This window comes from Flavobacterium sp. RSP46, from assembly GCF_003984825.1.
Taxonomy (GTDB): Bacteria; Bacteroidota; Bacteroidia; order Flavobacteriales; family Flavobacteriaceae; genus Flavobacterium.
This window is the reverse complement of the sequence record NZ_RYDM01000001.1, coordinates 396,275-416,751: the sequence shown is the minus strand read 5'-3', so window position 1 is coordinate 416,751 and position 20,477 is coordinate 396,275. Positions and strand designations below refer to the sequence as shown.

22 protein-coding genes are annotated in these 20,477 nt (G+C 36.4%); 12 read left to right on the top strand and 10 right to left on the bottom strand.

Annotated features, from left to right (window positions below; genetic code table 11):
- Nucleotides 1-2 precede the first annotated feature (2 nt).
- From pgmB to EKM01_RS01875, 5 genes are all read left to right on the top strand, one after another.
- Nucleotides 3-659, top strand: a complete 657-nt coding sequence (pgmB, locus tag EKM01_RS01895; protein ID WP_126766531.1) for a beta-phosphoglucomutase — start codon at nt 3-5, stop codon at nt 657-659.
- Between the two features lie 85 nt (nt 660-744).
- Nucleotides 745-3,051, top strand: a complete 2,307-nt coding sequence (locus EKM01_RS01890; protein WP_126740339.1) for a glycoside hydrolase family 65 protein — start codon at nt 745-747, stop codon at nt 3,049-3,051.
- Nucleotides 3,052-3,263: 212 nt separating this feature from the next.
- Nucleotides 3,264-5,141, top strand: a complete 1,878-nt coding sequence (locus tag EKM01_RS01885) for a glycoside hydrolase family 13 protein (protein ID WP_126766527.1) — start codon at nt 3,264-3,266, stop codon at nt 5,139-5,141.
- Between the two features lie 115 nt (nt 5,142-5,256).
- On the top strand, nt 5,257-6,942 hold the full coding sequence (locus tag EKM01_RS01880) for an alpha-amylase family glycosyl hydrolase (protein WP_126458338.1): 1,686 nt from the start codon (nt 5,257-5,259) through the stop codon (nt 6,940-6,942).
- An 81-nt stretch (nt 6,943-7,023) separates the two neighbouring features.
- Nucleotides 7,024-7,263: a transposase gene (locus EKM01_RS01875; protein WP_126561245.1), complete on the top strand. Its 240-nt coding sequence runs from the start codon at nt 7,024-7,026 to the stop codon at nt 7,261-7,263.
- Between the two features lie 20 nt (nt 7,264-7,283).
- Here EKM01_RS01875 and EKM01_RS01870 read toward each other — a convergent pair whose 3' ends face one another.
- On the bottom strand, nt 7,284-7,697 hold the full coding sequence (locus tag EKM01_RS01870) for a hypothetical protein (protein WP_126458331.1): 414 nt from the start codon (nt 7,695-7,697) through the stop codon (nt 7,284-7,286).
- 162 nt (nt 7,698-7,859) lie between these two features.
- Here EKM01_RS01870 and greA point away from each other — a divergent pair, with 162 nt between their 5' ends.
- From greA to EKM01_RS01850, 4 genes are all read left to right on the top strand, one after another.
- The gene (gene greA, locus EKM01_RS01865; protein ID WP_126561246.1) at nt 7,860-8,336 is read left to right on the top strand and encodes a transcription elongation factor GreA; all 477 of its coding nucleotides are present in this window, start codon (nt 7,860-7,862) and stop codon (nt 8,334-8,336) included.
- 55 nt (nt 8,337-8,391) lie between these two features.
- A complete protein-coding gene (locus EKM01_RS01860; RefSeq protein WP_126553115.1) occupies nt 8,392-8,781 on the top strand; it encodes an HIT family protein in 390 nt (129 codons plus the stop codon).
- 225 nt (nt 8,782-9,006) lie between these two features.
- The gene (locus tag EKM01_RS01855) at nt 9,007-9,465 is read left to right on the top strand and encodes a transglutaminase-like domain-containing protein (protein ID WP_126553113.1); all 459 of its coding nucleotides are present in this window, start codon (nt 9,007-9,009) and stop codon (nt 9,463-9,465) included.
- Nucleotides 9,466-9,530: 65 nt separating this feature from the next.
- The gene (locus EKM01_RS01850) at nt 9,531-9,743 is read left to right on the top strand and encodes a hypothetical protein (RefSeq protein WP_126458319.1); all 213 of its coding nucleotides are present in this window, start codon (nt 9,531-9,533) and stop codon (nt 9,741-9,743) included.
- 12 nt (nt 9,744-9,755) lie between these two features.
- Here EKM01_RS01850 and EKM01_RS01845 read toward each other — a convergent pair whose 3' ends face one another.
- Nucleotides 9,756-10,910 carry a HAMP domain-containing sensor histidine kinase gene (locus EKM01_RS01845; RefSeq protein ID WP_126576937.1) on the bottom strand — a complete coding sequence of 385 codons (1,155 nt, stop codon included), beginning with the start codon at nt 10,908-10,910 and terminating at the stop codon, nt 9,756-9,758.
- Between the two features lie 174 nt (nt 10,911-11,084).
- Between EKM01_RS01845 and EKM01_RS01840 the strand changes: the two genes are divergently transcribed.
- From EKM01_RS01840 to aat, 3 genes are all read left to right on the top strand, one after another.
- Entirely contained in the window at nt 11,085-11,960 is an 876-nt protein-coding gene (locus EKM01_RS01840) for a flavin reductase family protein (RefSeq protein ID WP_126458313.1), read from the top strand.
- A gap of 26 nt (nt 11,961-11,986) precedes the next feature.
- Entirely contained in the window at nt 11,987-12,364 is a 378-nt protein-coding gene (locus tag EKM01_RS01835; RefSeq protein WP_126766523.1) for a DUF3127 domain-containing protein, read from the top strand.
- Nucleotides 12,365-12,465: 101 nt separating this feature from the next.
- Nucleotides 12,466-13,104, top strand: coding sequence for a leucyl/phenylalanyl-tRNA--protein transferase (gene aat / locus EKM01_RS01830; protein WP_126576938.1), 639 nt, complete (start codon nt 12,466-12,468; stop codon nt 13,102-13,104).
- A 3-nt stretch (nt 13,105-13,107) separates the two neighbouring features.
- Here the strand turns inward: aat and EKM01_RS01825 are convergent, their stop codons facing one another.
- The 8 genes from EKM01_RS01825 to thiC form a co-directional block, all read right to left on the bottom strand.
- Nucleotides 13,108-13,818, bottom strand: coding sequence for a HesA/MoeB/ThiF family protein (locus EKM01_RS01825; protein ID WP_126766519.1), 711 nt, complete (start codon nt 13,816-13,818; stop codon nt 13,108-13,110).
- Between the two features lie 232 nt (nt 13,819-14,050).
- Nucleotides 14,051-15,178, bottom strand: a complete 1,128-nt coding sequence (gene thiH, locus EKM01_RS01820; protein ID WP_126766515.1) for a 2-iminoacetate synthase ThiH — start codon at nt 15,176-15,178, stop codon at nt 14,051-14,053.
- Between the two features lie 139 nt (nt 15,179-15,317).
- Nucleotides 15,318-15,695 (bottom strand): GxxExxY protein, encoded by a 378-nt coding sequence (locus EKM01_RS01815; RefSeq protein WP_126561252.1) that lies wholly within the window; start codon nt 15,693-15,695, stop codon nt 15,318-15,320.
- 187 nt (nt 15,696-15,882) lie between these two features.
- Nucleotides 15,883-16,653, bottom strand: a complete 771-nt coding sequence (locus EKM01_RS01810) for a thiazole synthase (RefSeq protein WP_126576941.1) — start codon at nt 16,651-16,653, stop codon at nt 15,883-15,885.
- On the bottom strand, nt 16,640-17,272 hold the full coding sequence (locus EKM01_RS01805; protein ID WP_126766510.1) for a thiamine phosphate synthase: 633 nt from the start codon (nt 17,270-17,272) through the stop codon (nt 16,640-16,642). Before EKM01_RS01805 ends, EKM01_RS01810 begins: the two co-directional genes overlap by 14 nt.
- Entirely contained in the window at nt 17,265-18,020 is a 756-nt protein-coding gene (locus tag EKM01_RS01800) for a hydroxymethylpyrimidine/phosphomethylpyrimidine kinase (RefSeq protein ID WP_126766506.1), read from the bottom strand. The genes EKM01_RS01805 and EKM01_RS01800 overlap by 8 nt, the downstream gene beginning before the upstream one ends.
- Nucleotides 17,996-18,592 (bottom strand): thiamine phosphate synthase, encoded by a 597-nt coding sequence (locus tag EKM01_RS01795; protein ID WP_126561256.1) that lies wholly within the window; start codon nt 18,590-18,592, stop codon nt 17,996-17,998. Before EKM01_RS01795 ends, EKM01_RS01800 begins: the two co-directional genes overlap by 25 nt.
- 32 nt (nt 18,593-18,624) lie before the next feature.
- Complete coding sequence (gene thiC, locus EKM01_RS01790) at nt 18,625-20,469, bottom strand: phosphomethylpyrimidine synthase ThiC (RefSeq protein WP_126766502.1); 1,845 nt, start codon at nt 20,467-20,469, stop codon at nt 18,625-18,627.
- Nucleotides 20,470-20,477 lie beyond the last annotated feature (8 nt).

Here is a 20,477-nt window from a genome sequence, read left to right as displayed (position 1 = left end):
CAATGAATACAAAAGCATTTATATTCGACCTAGACGGAGTGATTGTAGACACGGCTAAATACCATTATTTAGCGTGGCAAAAAATTGCAAATGAATTAAATATCGAATTTACACTGGAACACAACGAATTACTAAAAGGAGTCAGCCGGGTGCGCTCTTTGGATATTATATTAGAACTAGGAAAAGTAACCGCCTCACAAGAAGACAAAGACCAATGGTTAGTCCAAAAAAACGAGGAATACTTATCTTATTTAGTGGATATGAATGAAAGTGAGATTCTTCCGGGAGTTTTTGAAATTTTAAAATTTTTAAAACAAAACAGCCAACCCATCGCATTGGGTTCAGCCAGTAAAAACGCCAGACCCATTCTAGAAAAAACAGGACTACTCTCTTATTTTGACGCTGTTGTAGACGGAAATGATGTGACCAATGCGAAACCCGATCCGGAAGTATTCTTAATGGCCGCAAAATTATTAAAAATAAAACCAGAAGATTCAATTGTTTTTGAAGATTCAGTCGCAGGAGTTCAAGCGGCGAATATTGGTAATATGACCAGCATAGGAATTGGGGAAGCAACTACTTTGCACGAAGCAAAATACATCTTCAACGATTTTACAGCTATCGATACCCAATTCATAGAAGAATTAATTAACAAATAACGAAACAAATTCAAAAAAGTAAAAAGGATAATATTATTTGTGCATCACAATAATTTTTAATCTTTGAATTTTTAAATTATAAAAAATGAATCAAGATTATATAAAACCAGACAATTGGTCTATCATAGAAGAAGGATTTGATGCCGAGTGTGTAAAATCATCTGAAAGTCTGTTCAGCATTGGCAACGGTGCTATGGGACAACGGGCTAATTTTGAAGAAAATTATACTGGTGAAACATTTCAGGGAAGTTATATTGCGGGAATTTATTATCCGGATAAAACCAAAGTGGGCTGGTGGAAAAACGGGTATCCGGAATACTTTGCTAAAGTTTTGAATGCACCAAACTGGATTGGAATTGATATTGAAATCAATGGAGAAAAATTAGATTTGAATACCTGTGCTGAAGTTAAAAACTTTCGTCGGGAGCTGAACATGAAAGAAGGTTGGTACCACCGCTCTTTTGAAGCCACTTTAAAAAACGGAACCGAAATCGCAGTTAGTATTCGTCGTTTTCTTTCAATCGTGTTGGATGAAGTTGGGGTTATCAATTATGAAATTACCCCTTTGAACAAAGATTCAAAAATCGTTTACAAACCTTATATTGATGCTGGTGTAACCAATGAAGATGCGAACTGGGAAGAAAAATTCTGGGAACCGCTTGATGTAAAAAAATCAGGAAATGAAGCTTTTGTAACGGCACAAACCTTCAAAACACATTTCAAAGTAACCACTTTCATGCAAAATAGCATTTTTACTAGTGGTGAAAAAACGGGAATTTCTCCTTCTAATATTGATGCAACTGCTGACAAAATTCAGTTTAGTTATGATGTAATTGTGGGACAGGGTCAAAAATCATCGATCCAAAAAATTGGCGGGTATACGGTTTCTTTAAACCATGAAAATACCATTACTGCTGCCGAAAAAGTGATTCAATCCGCTTTAGCAGTAGGCTATGACCAAATGTTGCAGGACCAGATTGATGCTTGGGCAAAAATTTGGGAAATGTCAGACATTACAATTGATGGCGATGTTAAGGCACAACAAGGAATTCGTTTCAATATTTTCCAATTAAACCAAACCTATTTAGGCAAAGATTCCCGATTGAATATTGGTCCAAAAGGTTTCACCGGAGAGAAATACGGAGGTTCTACCTATTGGGATACGGAAGCGTACTGCATTCCGTTTTACATGGCGACCAAAGATCAGGAAGTGGCTCGGAATTTATTGACGTACCGTTACAATCAATTGGATAAAGCCATTGAAAACGCTACTAAATTAGGATTTACTAACGGAGCAGCTTTGTATCCAATGGTGACGATGAACGGCGAGGAATGTCATAACGAATGGGAAATTACTTTTGAAGAAATTCATAGAAACGGAGCTATCGCTTTTGCCATTTATAACTTTTACAGATACACTGGCGATTACAGTTATATTCCTGAAAAAGGACTGGAAGTATTAATAGGAATTGCTCGTTTCTGGCATCAAAGAGCGAATTTTTCGACTAATTTAAACCAATATGTAATTCTTGGCGTTACGGGTCCAAACGAATATGAGAACAACGTAAACAATAATTTTTACACCAATTATATTGCAAAATGGTGTCTGGAATATACCTACGAACAAATTCAGAAAGTATCGCTGGAATATCCTTCGGATCACAAAAGAATTACAGAAAAGGTAAAAATCTCCGATTCCGAATTACAGTCTTGGAAAAAAATTTCGGACAATATGTACTTCCCTTTTTCGGAAGAACATAATGTGTACTTGCAACAAGACGGTTTCTTGGACAAAGAATTGGTTCGTGTAGTTGATTTGGATAAAAGCCAAAGACCCATCAATCAGAAATGGTCTTGGGATAGAATTTTGCGTTCGCCATACATCAAACAAGCCGATGTTTTACAGTGTTTTTATTTCTTTGAAGATCATTTTTCGAAAGAAGAACTGAAAAACAATTTTGAATTTTATGAATCCTTTACGGTTCATGAGAGCTCCCTTTCGCCCTGCGTACACTCGATTCAAGCCGCTTTATTAGACAAAATGGACATGGCGTACTCGTTCTATTTGAGAACGTCACGTCTGGATCTTGATGATTACAATAAAGAGGTCGAAGAAGGGTGTCATATAACATCAATGGCCGGAACATGGATGAGTATCGTAGAAGGTTTTGGCGGAATGAGAGTTAAAGATGATACGCTTCATTTTTCTCCAAAAATCCCAAAACAATGGAAAGGCTATTCGTTTAAAATCAACTTTAGAAATCAAATTCTGAAAGTAGCGATCAATCATAAAGAGACTTCATTTACAATTCTTGGAGATAAAGAATTGGAAATTGTGGTAAATGGCAAGACTCTTGTGGTCACTACTGAAAATTTAGTCTCCGTAAACTAACATTTGCTAGAACTTGTAGTTAATTCTATCATTTGAACCCAAGCCTTGCTAGGCTTACTGACAATCCCAATATCTATTGGGATTGTTCGATTGAAAACTACTCTTAAATAAAAAAAGAATGGCCTCTAAAATGCTGAAATAGTTCTTTTCAAACATGAATCCGTTTTATTTGAAGCCAATACAACATTAAATAGCACTAAAAAATACATACAATGAAGAAAACAGATCAATTTCCGTTCTTAAACAGAAGCTTTCTAAAAAAAATAACTTTATTCCTTTTTTTTATGTCAATAACTGTACATGCGCAAATCGACAAAGTGGAACCCCCTTTTTGGTATGCAGGAATGCAGAATCCAGAGCTGCAAATTCTTTTTTATGGCAAAGGCATTGCTCAAAACCAAGTAACGGTTTCTAATGGCATAAAAATAACCGACGTAAAAAGAACGGAAAATCCCAACTACCTATTTGTTACCATTGACACTAAAAAAGTGGTGGCATCAGATCTGATTTTTACCTTTAAAAACAACAGTAAAGAAACCTTTACACAAAAATACAGCCTTAAGAAAAGAAGAGAAAACTCAGCGCAACGCAAAAGCTTTGACGCTTCGGATATGATGTATTTGTTGATGCCAGATCGCTTTGCCAACGGAAACAGAAACAACGATAGTGAAAATTCAACCCAAGAAAAATACAATAGAGAATTACCCGGAGGAAGACACGGTGGCGATATTGAAGGGATTATAAAAAATCTGGATTACATAGCAGAACTAGGTGCAACAACAATTTGGAGTACACCACTGTGCGAGGATAATGACGCTGCTTTTTCGTATCACACCTACGGACAATCTGATGTGTATAAAATAGATCCCCGTTACGGAACCAATGAAGATTATGTTCGATTGGCTGCTGAAATGCATAAAAAAGACCTGAAACTGGTGATGGATTACGTGACGAATCACTGGGGAATTGAACATTGGATGATCAAGGATTTACCCACAAAAGAATGGATCAATCAATTTGACACCTACACCCAAACAAATCATAAAAGAACAGTTATTCACGACACCAATGCCTCTGAAATTGATAAAAAAATCACGCTGGACGGTTGGTTTGTCCCATCGATGCCCGATTTAAATTTGAAGAATCCGTTGACTTTAAAATACTTGATTCAAAATGCCATTTGGTGGATAGAATATGCTGATTTAGATGGCTTCAGAGTCGACACCTACAATTATTCTGATCCAAAAGGAATTGCAAAATGGACCAAATCCATAACCGATGAATACCCCAATTTTAATATTGTAGGCGAAGTCTGGATGCAAAGTCAAGCGCAAATGGCGTATTGGCAAAAAGACAGTAAAATTGCAGCAATACAAAATTACAATTCATATCTGCCAAGTGTAATGGATTTTACATTATATGAAGCAGTCACTAAAGTTTTCAATGAAGATGACGGCTCTTGGGACAAAGGAATGGTAAAACTCTATGACAATTTTACCAATGATTTTCTGTATCCTAATGTCAATAATATGTTACTATTTGCAGAAAATCATGATACCAATCGCATCAATCAAACCTATGGGAACGATATCAGAAAATACAAAATGGCAATGACTTTGATGGCTACCGTTCGCGGGATTCCACAATTGTATTACGGAAGCGAAATAGGCATGGCCGGTGATAAAAACAAAGGTGATGCAGCTATTCGTCTTGATTTTCCAGGCGGTTGGGAAGGCGATAAAAACAATGCTTTTACGAAGGAAGGACGAACTCCGGAGCAAAACCACTATTTTGATTTTACCGCCAAATTGTTCCAATGGAGAAAAACAAAAGCAGTGGTTCATTTTGGAAAAACAACCCATTATATTCCGGAAAATAATATCTATGCTTATTTTAGATACAATGCAAATGAAACGGTAATGGTTTTAATGAACAACAGCAACGAAACCAAGACGGTAAACACACATCGTTTCGAAGAAAATATCAAAGACTTTAAAACTGGAAAAGATGTCATTTCTGAACTCACCTTTGACGTGACGAACGAAATTATAATCGAACCTAAATCTGTTTTGATTTTAGAACTGAAGTAATTCACACTCTAAAATACAAGAATCCGGAGAACTACTGAAAAAAATACCAGATACTGACTGCTGCTCCTTGAAAAAGAAGCTCCAGCAAAAAAATAATTATTCAATTTAAAAAAAAATGAAAAAAAAATCTTTACTATTAATTCTATCCGTGCTCGCTTTTTGCGTGAGTTGTTCCGGTACCAAACCTGTTACGGAAAACAACACTCCAATAAAAAAGACAAAAAAAACCCCTTTTGTCTGGGAAGGTGCTAATGTCTATTTCCTTATGACAGATCGCTTTAATAATGGTGATCGTTCCAATGACATTACTTTAAACAGAACTAAAACTACAGGAAAACTTCGTGGTTTTGAAGGAGGAGATATCAAAGGAATTACTAAAAAAATTGAAGAAGGTTATTTTGACAAACTAGGGATAAATGCCATTTGGTTTACTCCTGTAGTGGAACAAATTCATGACGCTGTAGATGAGGGCACTGGATTGAGTTATGGCTATCATGGCTATTGGGCCAAAGATTGGACGGCATTAGATCCCAATTTTGGAACTAAAAAAGAATTAGCTGAATTAGTAAAAAAAGCGCATGCACGAGGAATCAGAATCATTCTTGACGGCGTCATTAATCACACCGGTCCTGTGACTGAAATAGATACTGTTTGGCCAAATTACTGGGTTCGTACCAATCCGGTTTGTGATTATAAAAATTATCAAAATACAACAACCTGCACTTTGGTGGCCAATCTTCCAGACATCAGAACTGAAAGCACCCAGAATGTAGACTTACCTCCTTTTCTTGTCGAAAAATGGAAAAAAGAAGGTCGATACGAACAGGAAATGAATGAGTTAGATGCTTTTTTTTCTCGGACAGGCTATCCTAAAACTCCAAAATATTACATCATAAAATGGCTGACAGACTACGTTGCTGATTATGGGATAGACGGCTACAGAGGAGATACCGTAAAACATACAGACGAAACCGTCTGGGCAGATTTCAAAACGCAATGTGACTATTCATTTGAGACTTGGAAGAAAAAAAACCCTACAAAAGTACTGGATAACAACTCCTTTTACACCATTGCCGAAGTCTATAATTATGGTATCAGCGGCGGACAAGATTTTGATTTTGGAGATAAAAAAATAAACTATTTTAAAAATGGTTTCAACAATATGATCAATTTTGAGTTCAAATGGGACGCCCAAAAAGACTATGAATTCATATTCTCAAAATACTCGGACAAGCTCAACACCGATTTAAAAGGATACAGTGTTTTAAACTATTTATCCTCACATGATGACGGCGCTCCATTTGATGCAAAACGCACCAAAAGCATCGAAGCCGGTACAAAATTATTGTTGAGTCCGGGACTTTCTCAAGTATATTATGGTGATGAAAGTGCACGTCCCTTAGTAATTGAAGGTACAAACGGCGATGCTACCTTACGCTCCTTTATGAACTGGAAAGACATAAAATCCAATCCTGAAACTAAAAAAATACTGACACACTGGAGAAAATTAGGAAAGTTCAGAAAGAACCATCCTGCTGTGGGAGCTGGAATTCACACCATGATTTCGGACACGCCCTACACATTTTCAAGAACATACACTAAAGGAACTTTCACAGACAAAATAGTGGTTGGTCTGGATCTCTCTACTGGCAAAAAAGAAATTATTGTAGCCCCTATTTTTGAAGATGGATCTAGAGTAAGAGATGCCTATTCCGGAAAAGAAGCCAAAGTTTCAAAAGGAAAAGTGACTATTCGAACCGACTTTGATATTGTTTTATTAGAAATGCGAATCAAGGGTTAAGAAGATAGATGTTCTTTTGGAGATAAAATTTATCAAAACAAAGAATTTTTATCTGATTTTGAAAAAGAAAAAAACGCTGTAATGTTCACACCCGTTAAAGCAGTAAAAGGAGAATCTCAAGAAATTAGAAATAGAGATAAAGTTTCAAACGACTTGTATTCAACAGCAGTATCAAGAATTAGACAACCTATTGAATCCCTTTTTAATTGGTTGATTGAAAAAACCAATATTCAAAGAGCATGCAAAGTTAGATCCACAAAAAGATTATTAGGGCAGCTGTTTGGCAAGATAGCAGCTGCCTTTATAAACTTAATATTTTAACCCTTGATTCGCATTTGTAATTAATTATAAACCCGAAGCACATTTCCATTGACTTGAACGCGATACTGCTTCATAGGATATTGTAAAGTTCCTTGTCCGGTAAATAAACTGTATTCTTTACCGTCGCATCCGCAAACGGCATTTATCCCATTTATGGTCATGGTAGAACAAGAACTCATCGCTTGATTGGGACAAGCGGCATCAAAAGCATTGTAACCACTGCCTGTATTGAAAACAATAACACCTCGAGCGCCTATTCCGGATACATAAACCGCATTACTAACGAATTTAAGATTAGAGTATTCCGGCAAATTCAGGTTCAGGTCTACGGCGAAAGTATAATTAGGCACAAATGGATTGGTGTTGTCAAAACCAGAATCACTACACGAAAAAAATAAAGGAATAACAACGAAGAGCAGCAGAATTTTTTTCATTTTAAAATAGTGTCGAAGTATTAGTGAAACAAATTTAATTTATTTAACTTTGAATTATATATGATTAACATATATTTATCGACGAAAAAATAATAATAATATCTTTGTGGAAAGAAATCCCGTCCTGATGGGATTTTTTCTATTTATATAAATGAAGAATTTATGAGTACAGTATCGTATTACACAGCAGAAGGCTTAAAAAAATTAAGAGAAGAATTAGATTATTTAAAAAGCGTAATGCGCCCAAAAGCATCGGCTGATATAGCTGAAGCACGAGATAAAGGTGATCTTTCTGAGAATGCAGAATACGATGCCGCAAAAGAAGCACAAGGGATGCTGGAAATGCGTATTGCCAAAATGGAAGAAGTACATTCTAACGCCAGATTGATTGATGAAACCCATCTGGATGTTTCTAAAGTATTGGTATTATCCAATGTAAAAATCAAAAACCAAACGAACGGAATGGAAATGACTTATACATTAGTTGCCGAAAGTGAAGCCGATTTAAAAACAGGTAAAATCTCGGTAACCTCACCTATTGGAAAAGGTTTGTTAGGAAAATCAGTTGGAGAATTTGCTGAGATCACGGTTCCAAACGGTGTGTTGAAATTCGAAATTTTAGAAATATCTCGCGACTAATTAAAGGTTTATTCGGTTAACCGATTAATCGATTCAACAATTAACCAATTTCACAATGTCAAGTATATTTACCAAAATTATAAACGGAGAAATTCCGTGCTACAAGATTGCTGAAGATGTAAATTTCTTGGCTTTTTTGGATGTAAATCCAAATGCAAAAGGACACACACTTTGTATTCCGAAACAAGAAATTGATAAGATTTTTGAGATGGAAGATGATTTATATATTGGACTGATGCAGTTTTCTAAAAAAATCGCAGTTGCGCTTGAAAAAACGGTTCCGTGTAAACGAATCGGAATGGCAGTTGTAGGACTTGAAGTTCCTCATGCGCACGTTCACTTGATTCCATTGAATGAAATGGATGAAATGCGTTTTCAAAATAAAGTATCGCTGTCCAAAAATGAATTTGAAGCGTTGGCAGAAAGTATTAAAACCAATTTGTAAATTTGCACAAATAAAACAAATTGGTATGATTTTAGTTTAAAAGGGAATAGGTGAAAACCGATTCCCTTTTCTATTTTAGAGAACTTAAGTAAGTCGAAAGTTTAAAAGTCGTAAAGTCAAAAGAATTAACTTTAAGTAAAATAGCTTTAAATCAGATTGTTAAATAATTTTATCCTGATTTTAAAATACGACATTATACCATGGTTATTACTTACATTCGAGGCTATGAAAAATATATTTTTGTTGCTTACCTTCTTTTTCTCCTTTATGAGTGTTGGACAGGTCAATCCCGGATATCTATTGGTTGATGCTAAAACGGCAGCTATTCCAGCTAATTCAACTATATCTACTGAAGCTATTGCCAATTATATCAATGCTAATTTTAAAACAGAAACCGATAAAATAAGAGCTGATTTCTATTGGACCGCATCTAACATCAGCTATGATGTTGCGAATAGGTATGCCGTAAATTCCCATGAAACGGGAGCTGAGAAAATCACGAAGACATTAAAAACTAAAAAAGGGGTTTGCATTCATTATGCAACGGTTTTTAATGCGCTTGTGCAAAAGATAGGAATCCAATCCTATATCATTGAAAGATATACCAAACAAAACGGAAAAGTAAGTGACTTGGCTCATGCTTGGACAGCAGCTGAAATTGACAAAAAGCGGTTGTATTGTTGAATGATTTTATACACTATCGAAACAATAAGTTTAAGCCTTCTTTTTCAGATACTGAAATTAGCCGTATGATTGAAATTCCGAGAATGAAACTGGTAAAGTGTCAAAACGATATGTATATCGTGGGTTCCGTTGGTAATCAAAACGTTTCTAATGTCACATCGATTAAAAAATCAATTGGAGCCTCTTTGGCGCAAGCCGAAGAGCACGCATTGTTTGTTAAAAATTATTTGAGTAAGTCCAAAATAGTCAGAAAAACAATGTTTTCTAAAGTTACATAGTTTGGAGTTCCATTACGCTAGGTTGCTTTTTTTTAAACTCACTTGCATGGTGGTTCCTTTTCCAATTTCGGAGTTCAGTACTTTGATGGTTCCTTTGTGGTATTCTTCCACGATTCTTTTGGTTAGTGAAAGTCCCAATCCCCATCCGCGTTTTTTAGTGGTAAATCCAGGTTCGAAAATGGTTTTAAATTGTTGTTTTTGAATTCCTCCGCCAGTATCAGAAACATTTATTTTTACATAATCCCCTTCTTGTTCAATTTCTAAAGCTAATTTTCCTTTTCCTTTCATTGCATCGATGGCGTTTTTTACTAAATTCTCGATGGCCCAACTGTGCAGCGTAGGATTAAGAGATACCATAATAGGAGTTTTTGGCGCTTGGAACGAAAACTCAATTTGTTTGGAGAATCGGGATTGCAAATAGTCGTAAGATTGTTGTGTTTCGGCTACAATATCTTTGTTTTCTAATTTGGGTTCCGATCCTATTTTCGAGAAACGATCGGTTATGGTTTGCAAACGCTCAATATCTTTTTCAATTTCGAAAGTAGTACTTTCATCCATGTTTTCAGATTTCAGGAGTTCAACCCAACCAATTAATGAAGAAAGTGGTGTGCCTATTTGATGCGCCGTTTCCTTCGCCATTCCTGCCCAAAGTTTGTTTTGTGTTGCCATTTTGGTGCTTCTATAAAAATTATAAACTAAACCGCCAAAAAGCACTATGATCAGCACTAAAGCAACGGGATAATATTTCAATTTATTCAGTAAAGCCGAGTTGCCGTAATATAATTTTTGAAATTTCCCAGGGACATACTCAATGACTATGGGTACGTTTTCGTTTTTTAAGTTCTGCAAGAATGCGACTGCCTTTGAATTATTTTTTACAATAGCGTCGTCAATATTTACGGTGTTTATGATGCTGTCATTCTCTGTCAGTATAATAGGAATTGAAGTGTTGTCACTGAAAATTTGCAGCGGAAGATCAACATCTGTATTTTCATTGGCATTAATGAGTGTTTTTTGGGCTTGTGCCCAAAGATTCATTTTTAATCGTTCTTCGTTTTTGAAGATTTGAAAAAAAGTGTATGTGTTCCAAAGAATCAGTGAAATGATTAAAAAAGAGGCAGAAATTATAATCCAACGGGTTGTATTTCTTCTTTCAGAAAACTGCATAAATGAAAATTTGAATTATAAATATAACGAAATAAACGCTGTGGTATTTTAGTTTTAAAGAAAGATTTTTTTTTAGAGTAAATTCAGATGTAATTTTATTCTAATTGGATATACTCTTTCATAAACTGATCCGATTTGTTTACTTTTGTAGAGTACAGCTATAAAGTAAAAAATATGATTACGATTGATCCTAAAAGTATCGAAACGGCAAAATTACAAGGCTATTTGCAAAGTTCAGTTGGACCTAGACCTATTGCTTTTGCCAGTACTATGGATGCGGAAGGTAATGCTAATGTATCGCCTTTTAGTTTTTTTAATGTGTTCAGCGCCAATCCTCCAATCCTTATTTTTTCACCAGCAAGGCGCGTTCGTGATAATTCGATAAAACACACGTTGATCAATGCTGAAGCAACTCGGGAAGTAGTCATTAATGTGGTGAATTATGACATGGTACAACAGATTTCGCTGGCCAGTACAGAGTATGCTCATGGTGTGGATGAGTTTTTAAAATCAGGCTTGACTCCGATTGCTTCAGAGGTGGTGAAACCCTTTCGAGTAAAAGAATCACCGGTTCAATTTGAATGCAAAGTCACTCAGATTATTCCGCTGGGAACAGAAGGAGGTGCGGGGAATTTAGTACTGTGTGAAGTTGTTCGCATTCATATTGACGAGTCTGTTTTAGACGAAAATGGTGCGATTGATCAATATAAAATTGACTTGGTTTCCAGGTTAGGCAGCAATTGGTATTCCAGATCAAACCAAGGGCTTTTTGAAGTGCCAAAACCCTTGTCTACTTTAGGAATTGGAGTGGATGCCATTCCAAATTTTGTTAAAGAAAGTTCGGTTTTTAACGGAAATGATTTAGGGATGTTAGGGAATATAGAAGCCTTGCCCACAATGGAAGAAGTTAGTATATTTGTAAAACAGAATTTTGCTGTAAAAGGAGTTTTAAGTGCTGATGACCAGCAAAAAGTACACTTGGAGGCAAAAAAATACCTGAATGAGAATGATGTCTTATCGGCTTGGAAAGTACTTTTGGCAAAAAAATAATATAAATAACATTAAAAACAACGAAGATGGAAGTTACAGGAAAAATTAAAATGCTTGGGGATGCAAAAAATGTGGGAAGCGGAAGTTTCTTAAAAAGAGAATTGGTCGTAACCACCGAGGAGCAATATCCACAACATATTTTAGTAGAATTTGTACAAGATAAATGCGATTTATTGAACAGTTTTAAAGTAGGTGAAGCGGTTAAAGTTTCGATCAATTTAAGAGGACGCGAATGGGTTGACCCACAAGGAGTGACTAAATATTTTAATGCAATTCAAGGATGGAGAGTAGAAAGAGTAGCCACAGAAGCCACTGCTGCTCAAATGCCTCCGATGCCGGCTACTGAAGCATTTGCACCAGCAACAAACCTAAACGAAGAAGAAGCAGACGATTTGCCTTTCTAAGGGATGAAAAAGTTAGAATTTAGAAGTCAGAAGTTTGAGTTTTACTTGAATTTCTGACTTTTTTATTTTTTGAAATTGGTATTGATTTTTGAAATTGAAAAATGTATTATTTATCCCCAACCTTATTTTTCCCTCCTGTTGACCAAGCCAATTGCGATGGAATTTTGGCCATTGGAGGTGATTTGTCCCCGGAACGCTTGCGACTTGCGTATCAAAGCGGCATTTTTCCTTGGTTTGAAGCGGGAGAACCTATTATGTGGTGGTCTCCAAATCCCAGAATGGTGCTATTTCTCGATGAATTGATTGTATCTAAAAGCATGCGAAATATCCTGAACCGGAATATTTTCAGTGTTACTTTCAATCAAAATTTCAGAGATGTAATTTCAAATTGTCAAAATATAGAACGTGACGGTCAAAACGGGACTTGGATTACCAATGACATGATTGAAGCCTATTGTAAGCTGCATGAAGTAGGAATAGCAAAATCGGTTGAGGTTTGGCAAGATGAGGTTTTAGTTGGTGGTTTATATGGAATTGATTTGGGAGGTATTTTTTGTGGTGAAAGTATGTTCTCGAAAGTATCTAATGCGTCGAAAACGGCTTTTATAGCTTTGGTCAACCAATTAAAAAAAGAAGATTACAAACTTTTGGATTGTCAGGTTTATAATCCGCATCTTGAAAGTTTAGGTTGCAGGGAAATCGACAGAACAGATTTTATCAAAATATTAAAAAGCAAATAACTCTTAAAATTCCAGCTTCTTAAAACTCCAATCCAGCGTATTAAAAAGAACCAATTCATTTTCCAATGTCGGTAAATCCATAACAAGTTTCAACGTTTCATGCGCCATCATGGTGCCAATAATTCCCGGAAGTGTGCCCAATACTCCGTTCAAATTACAATTAGGAACATCTTTAGGATTTGGAGGTTTCGGGAATAAGTCCCGAAGATTTTTATTTCCATTATGGTTAAAAACGGCCATTTGCCCCTCGAATTTTAAGATGCTGCCGTAAATCAATGATTTACCTAATGTTACGCAAGTATCATTTACCAGATAACGGGTTTCAAAGTTATCACAACCATCAACAACTACATCAAAATCCATGATGATTTTTTTGGCGTTTTCTACCGTTAATTTTTCTTCAAAAGCAATAATACTTATCAATGGATTTAAAGTTTCCAAAACTGATTTTGCCGTGATTGCTTTTAATTGACCAACGTGCCTCTCCGTATATAAAATTTGACGGTGCAAGTTGTGCAATTCAATTTTGTCAAAATCAACTATACCAATAGTCCCTACTCCAGCGGTTGTTATATAGTGTAAAACAGGACAACCCAGTCCCCCTGCGCCGATCACTAAAACTTTCGCTTTTTTGAGTTTTTCCTGTCCGGAATCGCCTATTTCCGGCATCATCATCTGGCGGTTATAGCGTAAAAAATCCTGAATGATACTCATTTTTTTAGTTTTAAAGTTGAAAAGTCATAAAGTTGGACAGTTATAAAGTCAAAAGTCATAAAGTTGGAAAGTTTTAAAGTCAAAAGTTAAAAACAAGTCAATTCGAGCGCAGTCGAGAACTTTTTTAAAGTTAGTTGCTATTAGTAATAAATATTAAGGTGTGGCCCCATGTTGCTTTCTAAATTTTTAGACTCTTGTCTCTTGTCTAATTTTTTTGTTGATTTCTAAACTTTTAGACTTTCGACTTTTGACTAAAATTTCTGTCCCAATCTTTCCAAACGGGTTCATATCCTTTACTGTAAATGACTTTTGCAATCTCTGCCGCAGAACGTTCGTCACTGATTTCAAATTGCTCCAAGGATTGTGGGTCAACTGAATAACCCCCAGGATTAGTTTTAGAACCTGCACTCATACTAGTGATTCCAATGGGAATAATATTATCCCGGAATTTTTCGTTCTCCCGGGTAGACAGGGAGATTTCTAAGTCTTCATTCCACAAACGGTAGGCACAAATGAGCTGGGTCAAATCAGCATCATCCATGATAAAGTTGGGTTTAATTACACCTTCTGCCGGTCGTAATCTGGGAAATGAAACTGCATATTTCGTTTGCCAATACGTTTTTTGTAAATAATCTAAATGCAAGGCATTAAAAAAACTGTCAGTGCGCCAATCTTCTAATCCCAATAAGACACCCAAGCCTATTTTATGAATGCCCGCAGTTCCTATGCGATCGGGTGTTTCTAAACGAAAATCAAAATTGGATTTCTTTCCTTTGGTATGGTACTGTTTGTAAACATCACGGTGGTAGGTTTCCTGATAGACTAAAATCGAATAGACACCGGCTTCGTGTAATTGTTCGTATTCTTCTGTTGACAAGGGTTGTACTTCGGCTGAAATGGTGGAGAAATCGTTTTTTATCTGAGCAATTGCCTTTAGAAAATAATGAATGTTTACGGTCTGATTGGCTTCGCCTGTAACTAATAAAACATGATCAAATCCTGCTTTTTTTAAGACTTTAATTTCTTGCGTAATTTCATTTTCGGTCAGTGTTTTTCGTTTGATTTTGTTGTCTAAACTAAACCCACAATACGTACAAATGTTTTGGCATTCGTTGCTTAAATACAAAGGCGCATACATTTGAATCGTTTTGCCAAATCTTTTTTTGGTTGATTCCTGTGTGAGTTGTGCCATTTGCTCTAAGTAAGGTTTGGCAGCTGGCGAAATCAATCTCAGAAAATCATCGAGACTGCGTTTTTTTTTGTCTAACGCAGATTCGACTTCTATCGAAGTGGTATGGTATATTTTTGTTTTGATTGTTTCCCAATCGTAGTTGTCAAAAACCGATCTAAATGTGTTCATTGTTTTATTTTTTTTCGCAAAAAGGATATGCGGTTTTTGGCACGCAGATTCTGCAAATTTTCGCAGATTTTTTTAACCGTTTTTTTTAATTTTAGCTGTATAAATATGTGAAATCTGCGTGCTAATTTGTAATCCTTAATTATAATTTATTTGCAATTCGTTTAATGTCATCTAAAATAGTGACTGTATTAAAATTGACAAGTAGGCCTAATTTTTTATTAGTAAGTTTTAAATAGTTTGTAATTTGTTTGTAATGAATAGGTGCTAAATCTTCGACAGATTTCAATTCAATAATTACTTTGTCTTCTACTAATAAATCAATTTTAAAAGCAACATCTAATATGATGCCATCGTAAGGAATAGTGATTTCTAATTGTCTTTCAACTTTTAAATTTATTTTAGTTAATTCATAATACAAAGCGCTTTCATAAACAGATTCAAATAAACCTGGACCGAGTGTATTGTACACTTTGAAAATGGCTCCTCTTATTTTGAATGATATGTCGTTTTCGGTCATTTTTAAGAATTTAAAAATTAGTACTAATTAAAAACTAAATGTAGTTATTTTGATACAACTATAAATTTCTGTAGTCTATAAATTGTGCGAATTTTTGCACATTCTTTTTTATTTCCCATCTGTGTAAATCTGTAAAATCTGCGTGCCATTTTTTCAACAGTTTTCTTGTAAATAGACCAAAAACATATTACTCATACAAAAACGCGGTCAAAGGACTTGAAGCCATTGCACGATTTACTTTTTGGGCTAATTGTGCTTCGTAGGCTTTTCGACCTGCAATAACGGCTTCTCTGAAAGCCTCTGCCATCAATATAGGATTTCTTGCCACGGCAATTGCTGTGTTTACTAAAACCGCATCAGCTCCAAGTTCCATGGCTTTTGCTGCGTCGGATGGTGCGCCAATTCCGGCATCTATAATCACGGGAACTCTGCTCTGTTCAATTATTATTTCTAAAAAATCGATCGTTTTTAATCCTTTGTTGCTACCAATTGGAGAACCTAAAGGCATCACCGCCGAAGTTCCTGCGTCTTCCAGTCGTTTACATAAAACGGGATCCGCATGGATGTAAGGCAAAACGATAAACCCTAATTTGGCTAAAGCTTCCGTAGCTTTTAAGGTTTCGATTGCATCTGGCATTAGATATTTTGGATCAGGATGAATTTCCAGTTTAAGCCAATTGGTCTCCAACGCTTCTCGTGCTAGTTGTGCCGCAAAAACGGCTTCTTTGGCATTTCGTGCGCCAGAAGTATTGGGGAGCAAATTAATTAGCGGGTGTTTGAGATGGGATAAAATGGTATCGGTTTCGGTTTCTAAATCGATACGTTTTAGCGCTACGGTTACTAACTCGGTTCCAGAGGCTAAAATGGCTTCTTCCATCTGTTGATTAGAACCGAATTTTCCTGTGCCTAAAAACAAGCGGGATTGAAAGGTCTTGTCTCCTATTTTAAATGGTACCATATAATTTGTCGTTAAGTTGAGTAATAAGTTGTGATGGATTTTCGCTTTGGGTGATCAAACCAGAAACGGCAATACCCTGAATTCCGTTTTCCATCAGGTCTTCAACGTTTTCTAGTGTGATTCCTCCAATGGCATAAATGGGAATTTGGATGTTTTTTATTTTCATTTGTTGGATAATCAATCGATACCCTTCCAATCCTAAAATGGGACTTAGATTTTGTTTGGTTGTCGTAAATTGAAATGGACCCAGACCTATATAATCACAGTTTTCGGCTGTTCTTTGGAATACATCTTCAAAAGTATTTGCCGTTCCTCCAATAATTTTTGTTTTTCCTAAAATTAGTCTTGCTTCTTCCACTTTCATGTCACTTAAACCCAAATGAACGCCATCGGCATCCAATTGCTTTACCAAATGCACGTTGTCATTGATGATAAAAGTGGCTAAATATTCTTTACATAACATTTTTACGGCTTCCGCCAAAGTGAAAACTTCAAGCGCGTTTTGATTTTTGAATCGCAATTGTATCCAATGGCAGCCATTGTCCAGTGCTTTGTGAATGTTGTGCAATTGTTCTTCGACAGTATTTCCTTGCGAAATGTAGTGTAGCTTATTATACATGATGGTATCCTAATTTGGTTTGATTAGATTGTAAATAGGTTTCTATATATTTTTTGGCATTGATGCAAGCTGTTTTCAGGTCTAATCCCAAAGCTAAATTGGCTGTAATCGCTGATGATAATACACAGCCAGAGCCGTGTTTCTCGAAAACCGAAGTGTTATTTGGCGTAAGCATGAAGATTTCCTTTCCGGTATACAAACAGTCAACACCAATTGCCAGAGGATTGTGACCACCTTTTAGCAATACAGCACAATGTTTTGACAGCTCGTGAGCAATTAATTCAGGATTTTTTTCTGCTGCGGAAAGCTGTAAAATTTCATTGTAATTGGGTGTTATCAAATCTATTTTTTTCAATATTTCGATCAAAACAACTTGATTTTCTATAGTTATAAAACGAAATTTGGTTGTAGATTTTAAAACGGTATCCCATACAATCTTTGTTGTAGGTGAACGTTTTTTTATAGCAAAAACAATTTTTTTTAAATAATCCAGTGAAGGAACAATTCCAATTTTTACGGCTTTGATAGCATAATTTTCAAACAATTTGTCCAATGATCTCAAAACGAAAGCTTGGTCAGTCCAGTGCATTTCGAAGAACTGATTTTCGGTTTGAATGGTGTTACCGGTATTGACGGCAAAACCATAAACGTGATGTTGCTCGAATGTCTTGATGTCTGCTAAAACTCCCGCGCCTCCAGAAGGATCAAAGCCTGCAATTGTTACTACGAAAGGTCTCTTTTCTTGCATTGTTTAAAATTTTCTATTGGATGGTTACTGTTCCAAATGGCACCTAAAAGTGCCACATCATCAAAGCCATATTTTAATGCCGTTTTAATTTTATCAGCTGTAATTCCACCAAGTGCTACTAATGAAGTTTCGTTATTCTTCCTTTGTTGCAATGCTTTTTTAAAGTCAATATCCGAAGCATACTTTGGTTTTGAAATACTTTCGAAAACAGGACCAAAAAAAGCATAAGCAAAAACAGTAGGTAGTTCTTCAAAATCAATCATTTGATGAATCGAAGTAGAGAGTTTAAATCCACTTTCTTTCCAGTTTTTTAAACTTTTCTCCGATGTTTCAATTCTTGCTTTTTCTGTAAAATGAATCCGATGTATTCCAGATGCTAAAGCCAGTTGGTGATGACTGTGCAAAACCACTTGCTGACGGAAATCTGATTTTATTTCGGATAAAAAAGCGTTCATTTCTGTTTCTGAAAAATCAGGTTTCCGAATATGAAGCAACTCCAGTCCATTCTCAAAAAGAGAATGAATGGTGTCGATTTCATTAATTACAGGAATTGGATTTGTGATTACGATCATAATCTTTTTTCTTTCCTCTTTCTTCTACAGTCTTATAAGTAAATTTCTTTGCCGCTTTCTACAAATTCTTTTGATTTTTCTTTCATGCCTTTTTCGGCTTCAGCTACATCGCGAATTTCCTGGGAGATTTTCATAGAACAAAATTTGGGGCCACACATCGAACAAAAATGAGCTACTTTGGCGCCATCCGCCGGTAATGTTTCATCATGAAATTCACGAGCTGTATCGGGATCTAGGGATAAGTTGAATTGGTCTTGCCAACGGAATTCAAAACGGGCTTTGCTCAAGGCATTGTCACGGTATTGCGATCCGGGATGCCCTTTGGCCAAATCAGCAGCATGAGCCGAAATCTTATACGTGATTACGCCGTCTTTAACGTCTTTTTTGTTGGGTAAACCAAGGTGTTCTTTTGGTGTCACGTAGCATAACATCGCACAACCATACCAGCCAATCATAGCCGCGCCAATGGCAGAGGTGATGTGATCATAACCTGGAGCAATATCAGTAGTTAATGGTCCTAAAGTATAAAAAGGAGCTTCATCACAGTGCTCTAATTGTTTGTCCATGTTTTCCTTAATCATGTGCATGGGTACGTGGCCAGGGCCTTCAATAAATACCTGAACATCGTGTTTCCAGGCGATTTTTGTCAGTTCGCCAAGTGTTTCCAGCTCTGCAAACTGAGCGGCATCATTCGCATCGGCAATAGAACCGGGACGTAACCCATCTCCTAATGAAAACGCTACATCATATTGTTTCATAATTTCGCAAATGTCTTCAAAATGGGTGTAAAGAAAGTTTTCTTTATGGTGAAACAAACACCATTTTGCCATGATAGAGCCTCCACGGGAAACAATACCGGTAACACGTTCAGCAGTCAAATGGATGTAGCGCAATAAAACACCGGCATGGATGGTAAAATAGGAAACCCCTTGTTCCGCTTGTTCGATTAGCGTATCACGATAAACTTCCCAAGTGAGATCTTCGGCCACGCCATTTACTTTTTCCAAAGCTTGGTAAATAGGCACGGTTCCAATTGGCACAGGAGAATTTCGGATAATCCATTCTCTGGTTTCGTGAATGTTTTTACCGGTTGATAAATCCATAATCGTGTCAGCTCCCCAGCGGCATGCCCAAACTGCTTTTTCTACTTCTTCTTCGATTGTTGAGGTTACGGCGCTGTTGCCAATGTTAGCATTAATTTTCACTAAGAAGTTACGACCTACAATCATAGGCTCACTTTCTGGGTGGTTGATGTTATTTGGAATAATGGCACGTCCTCTGGCTACTTCGCTTCGGACAAATTCAGGGGTGATTTTCCCCACCCCAGCCCGGCCCGAAGGAGAGGGAGTGTTTGCGCCCCAACTATTTCCTTCGTGTTGGTGTTGCATGGCTTTGGTTTGTTCGTTTATCAACTCCAAGCGTTGGTTTTCACGAATGGCTATGTATTCCATTTCTGGAGTAATGATTCCTTGTTTTGCATAATACAATTGGGAAACGTTGGCTCCTTTTTTGGCACGCTTAGGTTTGTGCAAATATTCGAAACGCAATTCGTTTAGTTTTTCGTCATTCAAACGCTTTTTCCCGTATTCGGAAGAGGTTTCACTTAATTCTTCGACATCATTACGATCCAGAATCCATTGTTCACGAATGCGGGGCAGTCCTTTTCGAATGTCAATTTCGATATTTGGGTCGGTAAATGGGCCCGAAGTGTCATAAACGGTTACAGGCGGGTTTTTTTCTATTCTGCCATTTGACATTTTAGTGTCAGTCAATGCAATTTCTCGCATCGCTACTTTTATGGGATGAATGGTTCCATCTACATAAATTTTTGTAGAATTAGGAAAAGGAGTGGTTGATATTTTTTCTTCGTATTTCATATTTTTTT

Bases quoted from the DNA above. Each gene is read 5' to 3' on its own strand.
- EKM01_RS01800 (WP_126766506.1), bottom strand. From the start codon at position 18,020: ATGCAAGAAAAGAGACCTTTCGTAGTAACAATTGCAGGCTTTGATCCT.
- EKM01_RS01850 (WP_126458319.1), top strand. From the start codon at position 9,531: ATGATTGAAATTCCGAGAATGAAACTGGTAAAGTGTCAAAACGATATG.
- EKM01_RS01880 (WP_126458338.1), top strand. From the start codon at position 5,257: ATGAAAAAAAAATCTTTACTATTAATTCTATCCGTGCTCGCTTTTTGC.
- EKM01_RS01885 (WP_126766527.1), top strand. From the start codon at position 3,264: ATGAAGAAAACAGATCAATTTCCGTTCTTAAACAGAAGCTTTCTAAAA.
- EKM01_RS01815 (WP_126561252.1), bottom strand. From the start codon at position 15,695: ATGACCGAAAACGACATATCATTCAAAATAAGAGGAGCCATTTTCAAA.
- EKM01_RS01870 (WP_126458331.1), bottom strand. From the start codon at position 7,697: ATGAAAAAAATTCTGCTGCTCTTCGTTGTTATTCCTTTATTTTTTTCG.
- thiH (WP_126766515.1), bottom strand. From the start codon at position 15,178: ATGAACACATTTAGATCGGTTTTTGACAACTACGATTGGGAAACAATC.
- EKM01_RS01835 (WP_126766523.1), top strand. From the start codon at position 11,987: ATGGAAGTTACAGGAAAAATTAAAATGCTTGGGGATGCAAAAAATGTG.
- EKM01_RS01840 (WP_126458313.1), top strand. From the start codon at position 11,085: ATGATTACGATTGATCCTAAAAGTATCGAAACGGCAAAATTACAAGGC.
- EKM01_RS01860 (WP_126553115.1), top strand. From the start codon at position 8,392: ATGTCAAGTATATTTACCAAAATTATAAACGGAGAAATTCCGTGCTAC.
- thiC (WP_126766502.1), bottom strand. From the start codon at position 20,469: ATGAAATACGAAGAAAAAATATCAACCACTCCTTTTCCTAATTCTACA.
- EKM01_RS01810 (WP_126576941.1), bottom strand. From the start codon at position 16,653: ATGGTACCATTTAAAATAGGAGACAAGACCTTTCAATCCCGCTTGTTT.
- EKM01_RS01825 (WP_126766519.1), bottom strand. From the start codon at position 13,818: ATGAGTATCATTCAGGATTTTTTACGCTATAACCGCCAGATGATGATG.
- EKM01_RS01875 (WP_126561245.1), top strand. From the start codon at position 7,024: ATGTTCACACCCGTTAAAGCAGTAAAAGGAGAATCTCAAGAAATTAGA.
- EKM01_RS01805 (WP_126766510.1), bottom strand. From the start codon at position 17,272: ATGTATAATAAGCTACACTACATTTCGCAAGGAAATACTGTCGAAGAA.
- EKM01_RS01795 (WP_126561256.1), bottom strand. From the start codon at position 18,592: ATGATCGTAATCACAAATCCAATTCCTGTAATTAATGAAATCGACACC.
- EKM01_RS01845 (WP_126576937.1), bottom strand. From the start codon at position 10,910: ATGCAGTTTTCTGAAAGAAGAAATACAACCCGTTGGATTATAATTTCT.
- EKM01_RS01890 (WP_126740339.1), top strand. From the start codon at position 745: ATGAATCAAGATTATATAAAACCAGACAATTGGTCTATCATAGAAGAA.
- aat (WP_126576938.1), top strand. From the start codon at position 12,466: ATGTATTATTTATCCCCAACCTTATTTTTCCCTCCTGTTGACCAAGCC.
- EKM01_RS01855 (WP_126553113.1), top strand. From the start codon at position 9,007: ATGAAAAATATATTTTTGTTGCTTACCTTCTTTTTCTCCTTTATGAGT.
- greA (WP_126561246.1), top strand. From the start codon at position 7,860: ATGAGTACAGTATCGTATTACACAGCAGAAGGCTTAAAAAAATTAAGA.
- pgmB (WP_126766531.1), top strand. From the start codon at position 3: ATGAATACAAAAGCATTTATATTCGACCTAGACGGAGTGATTGTAGAC.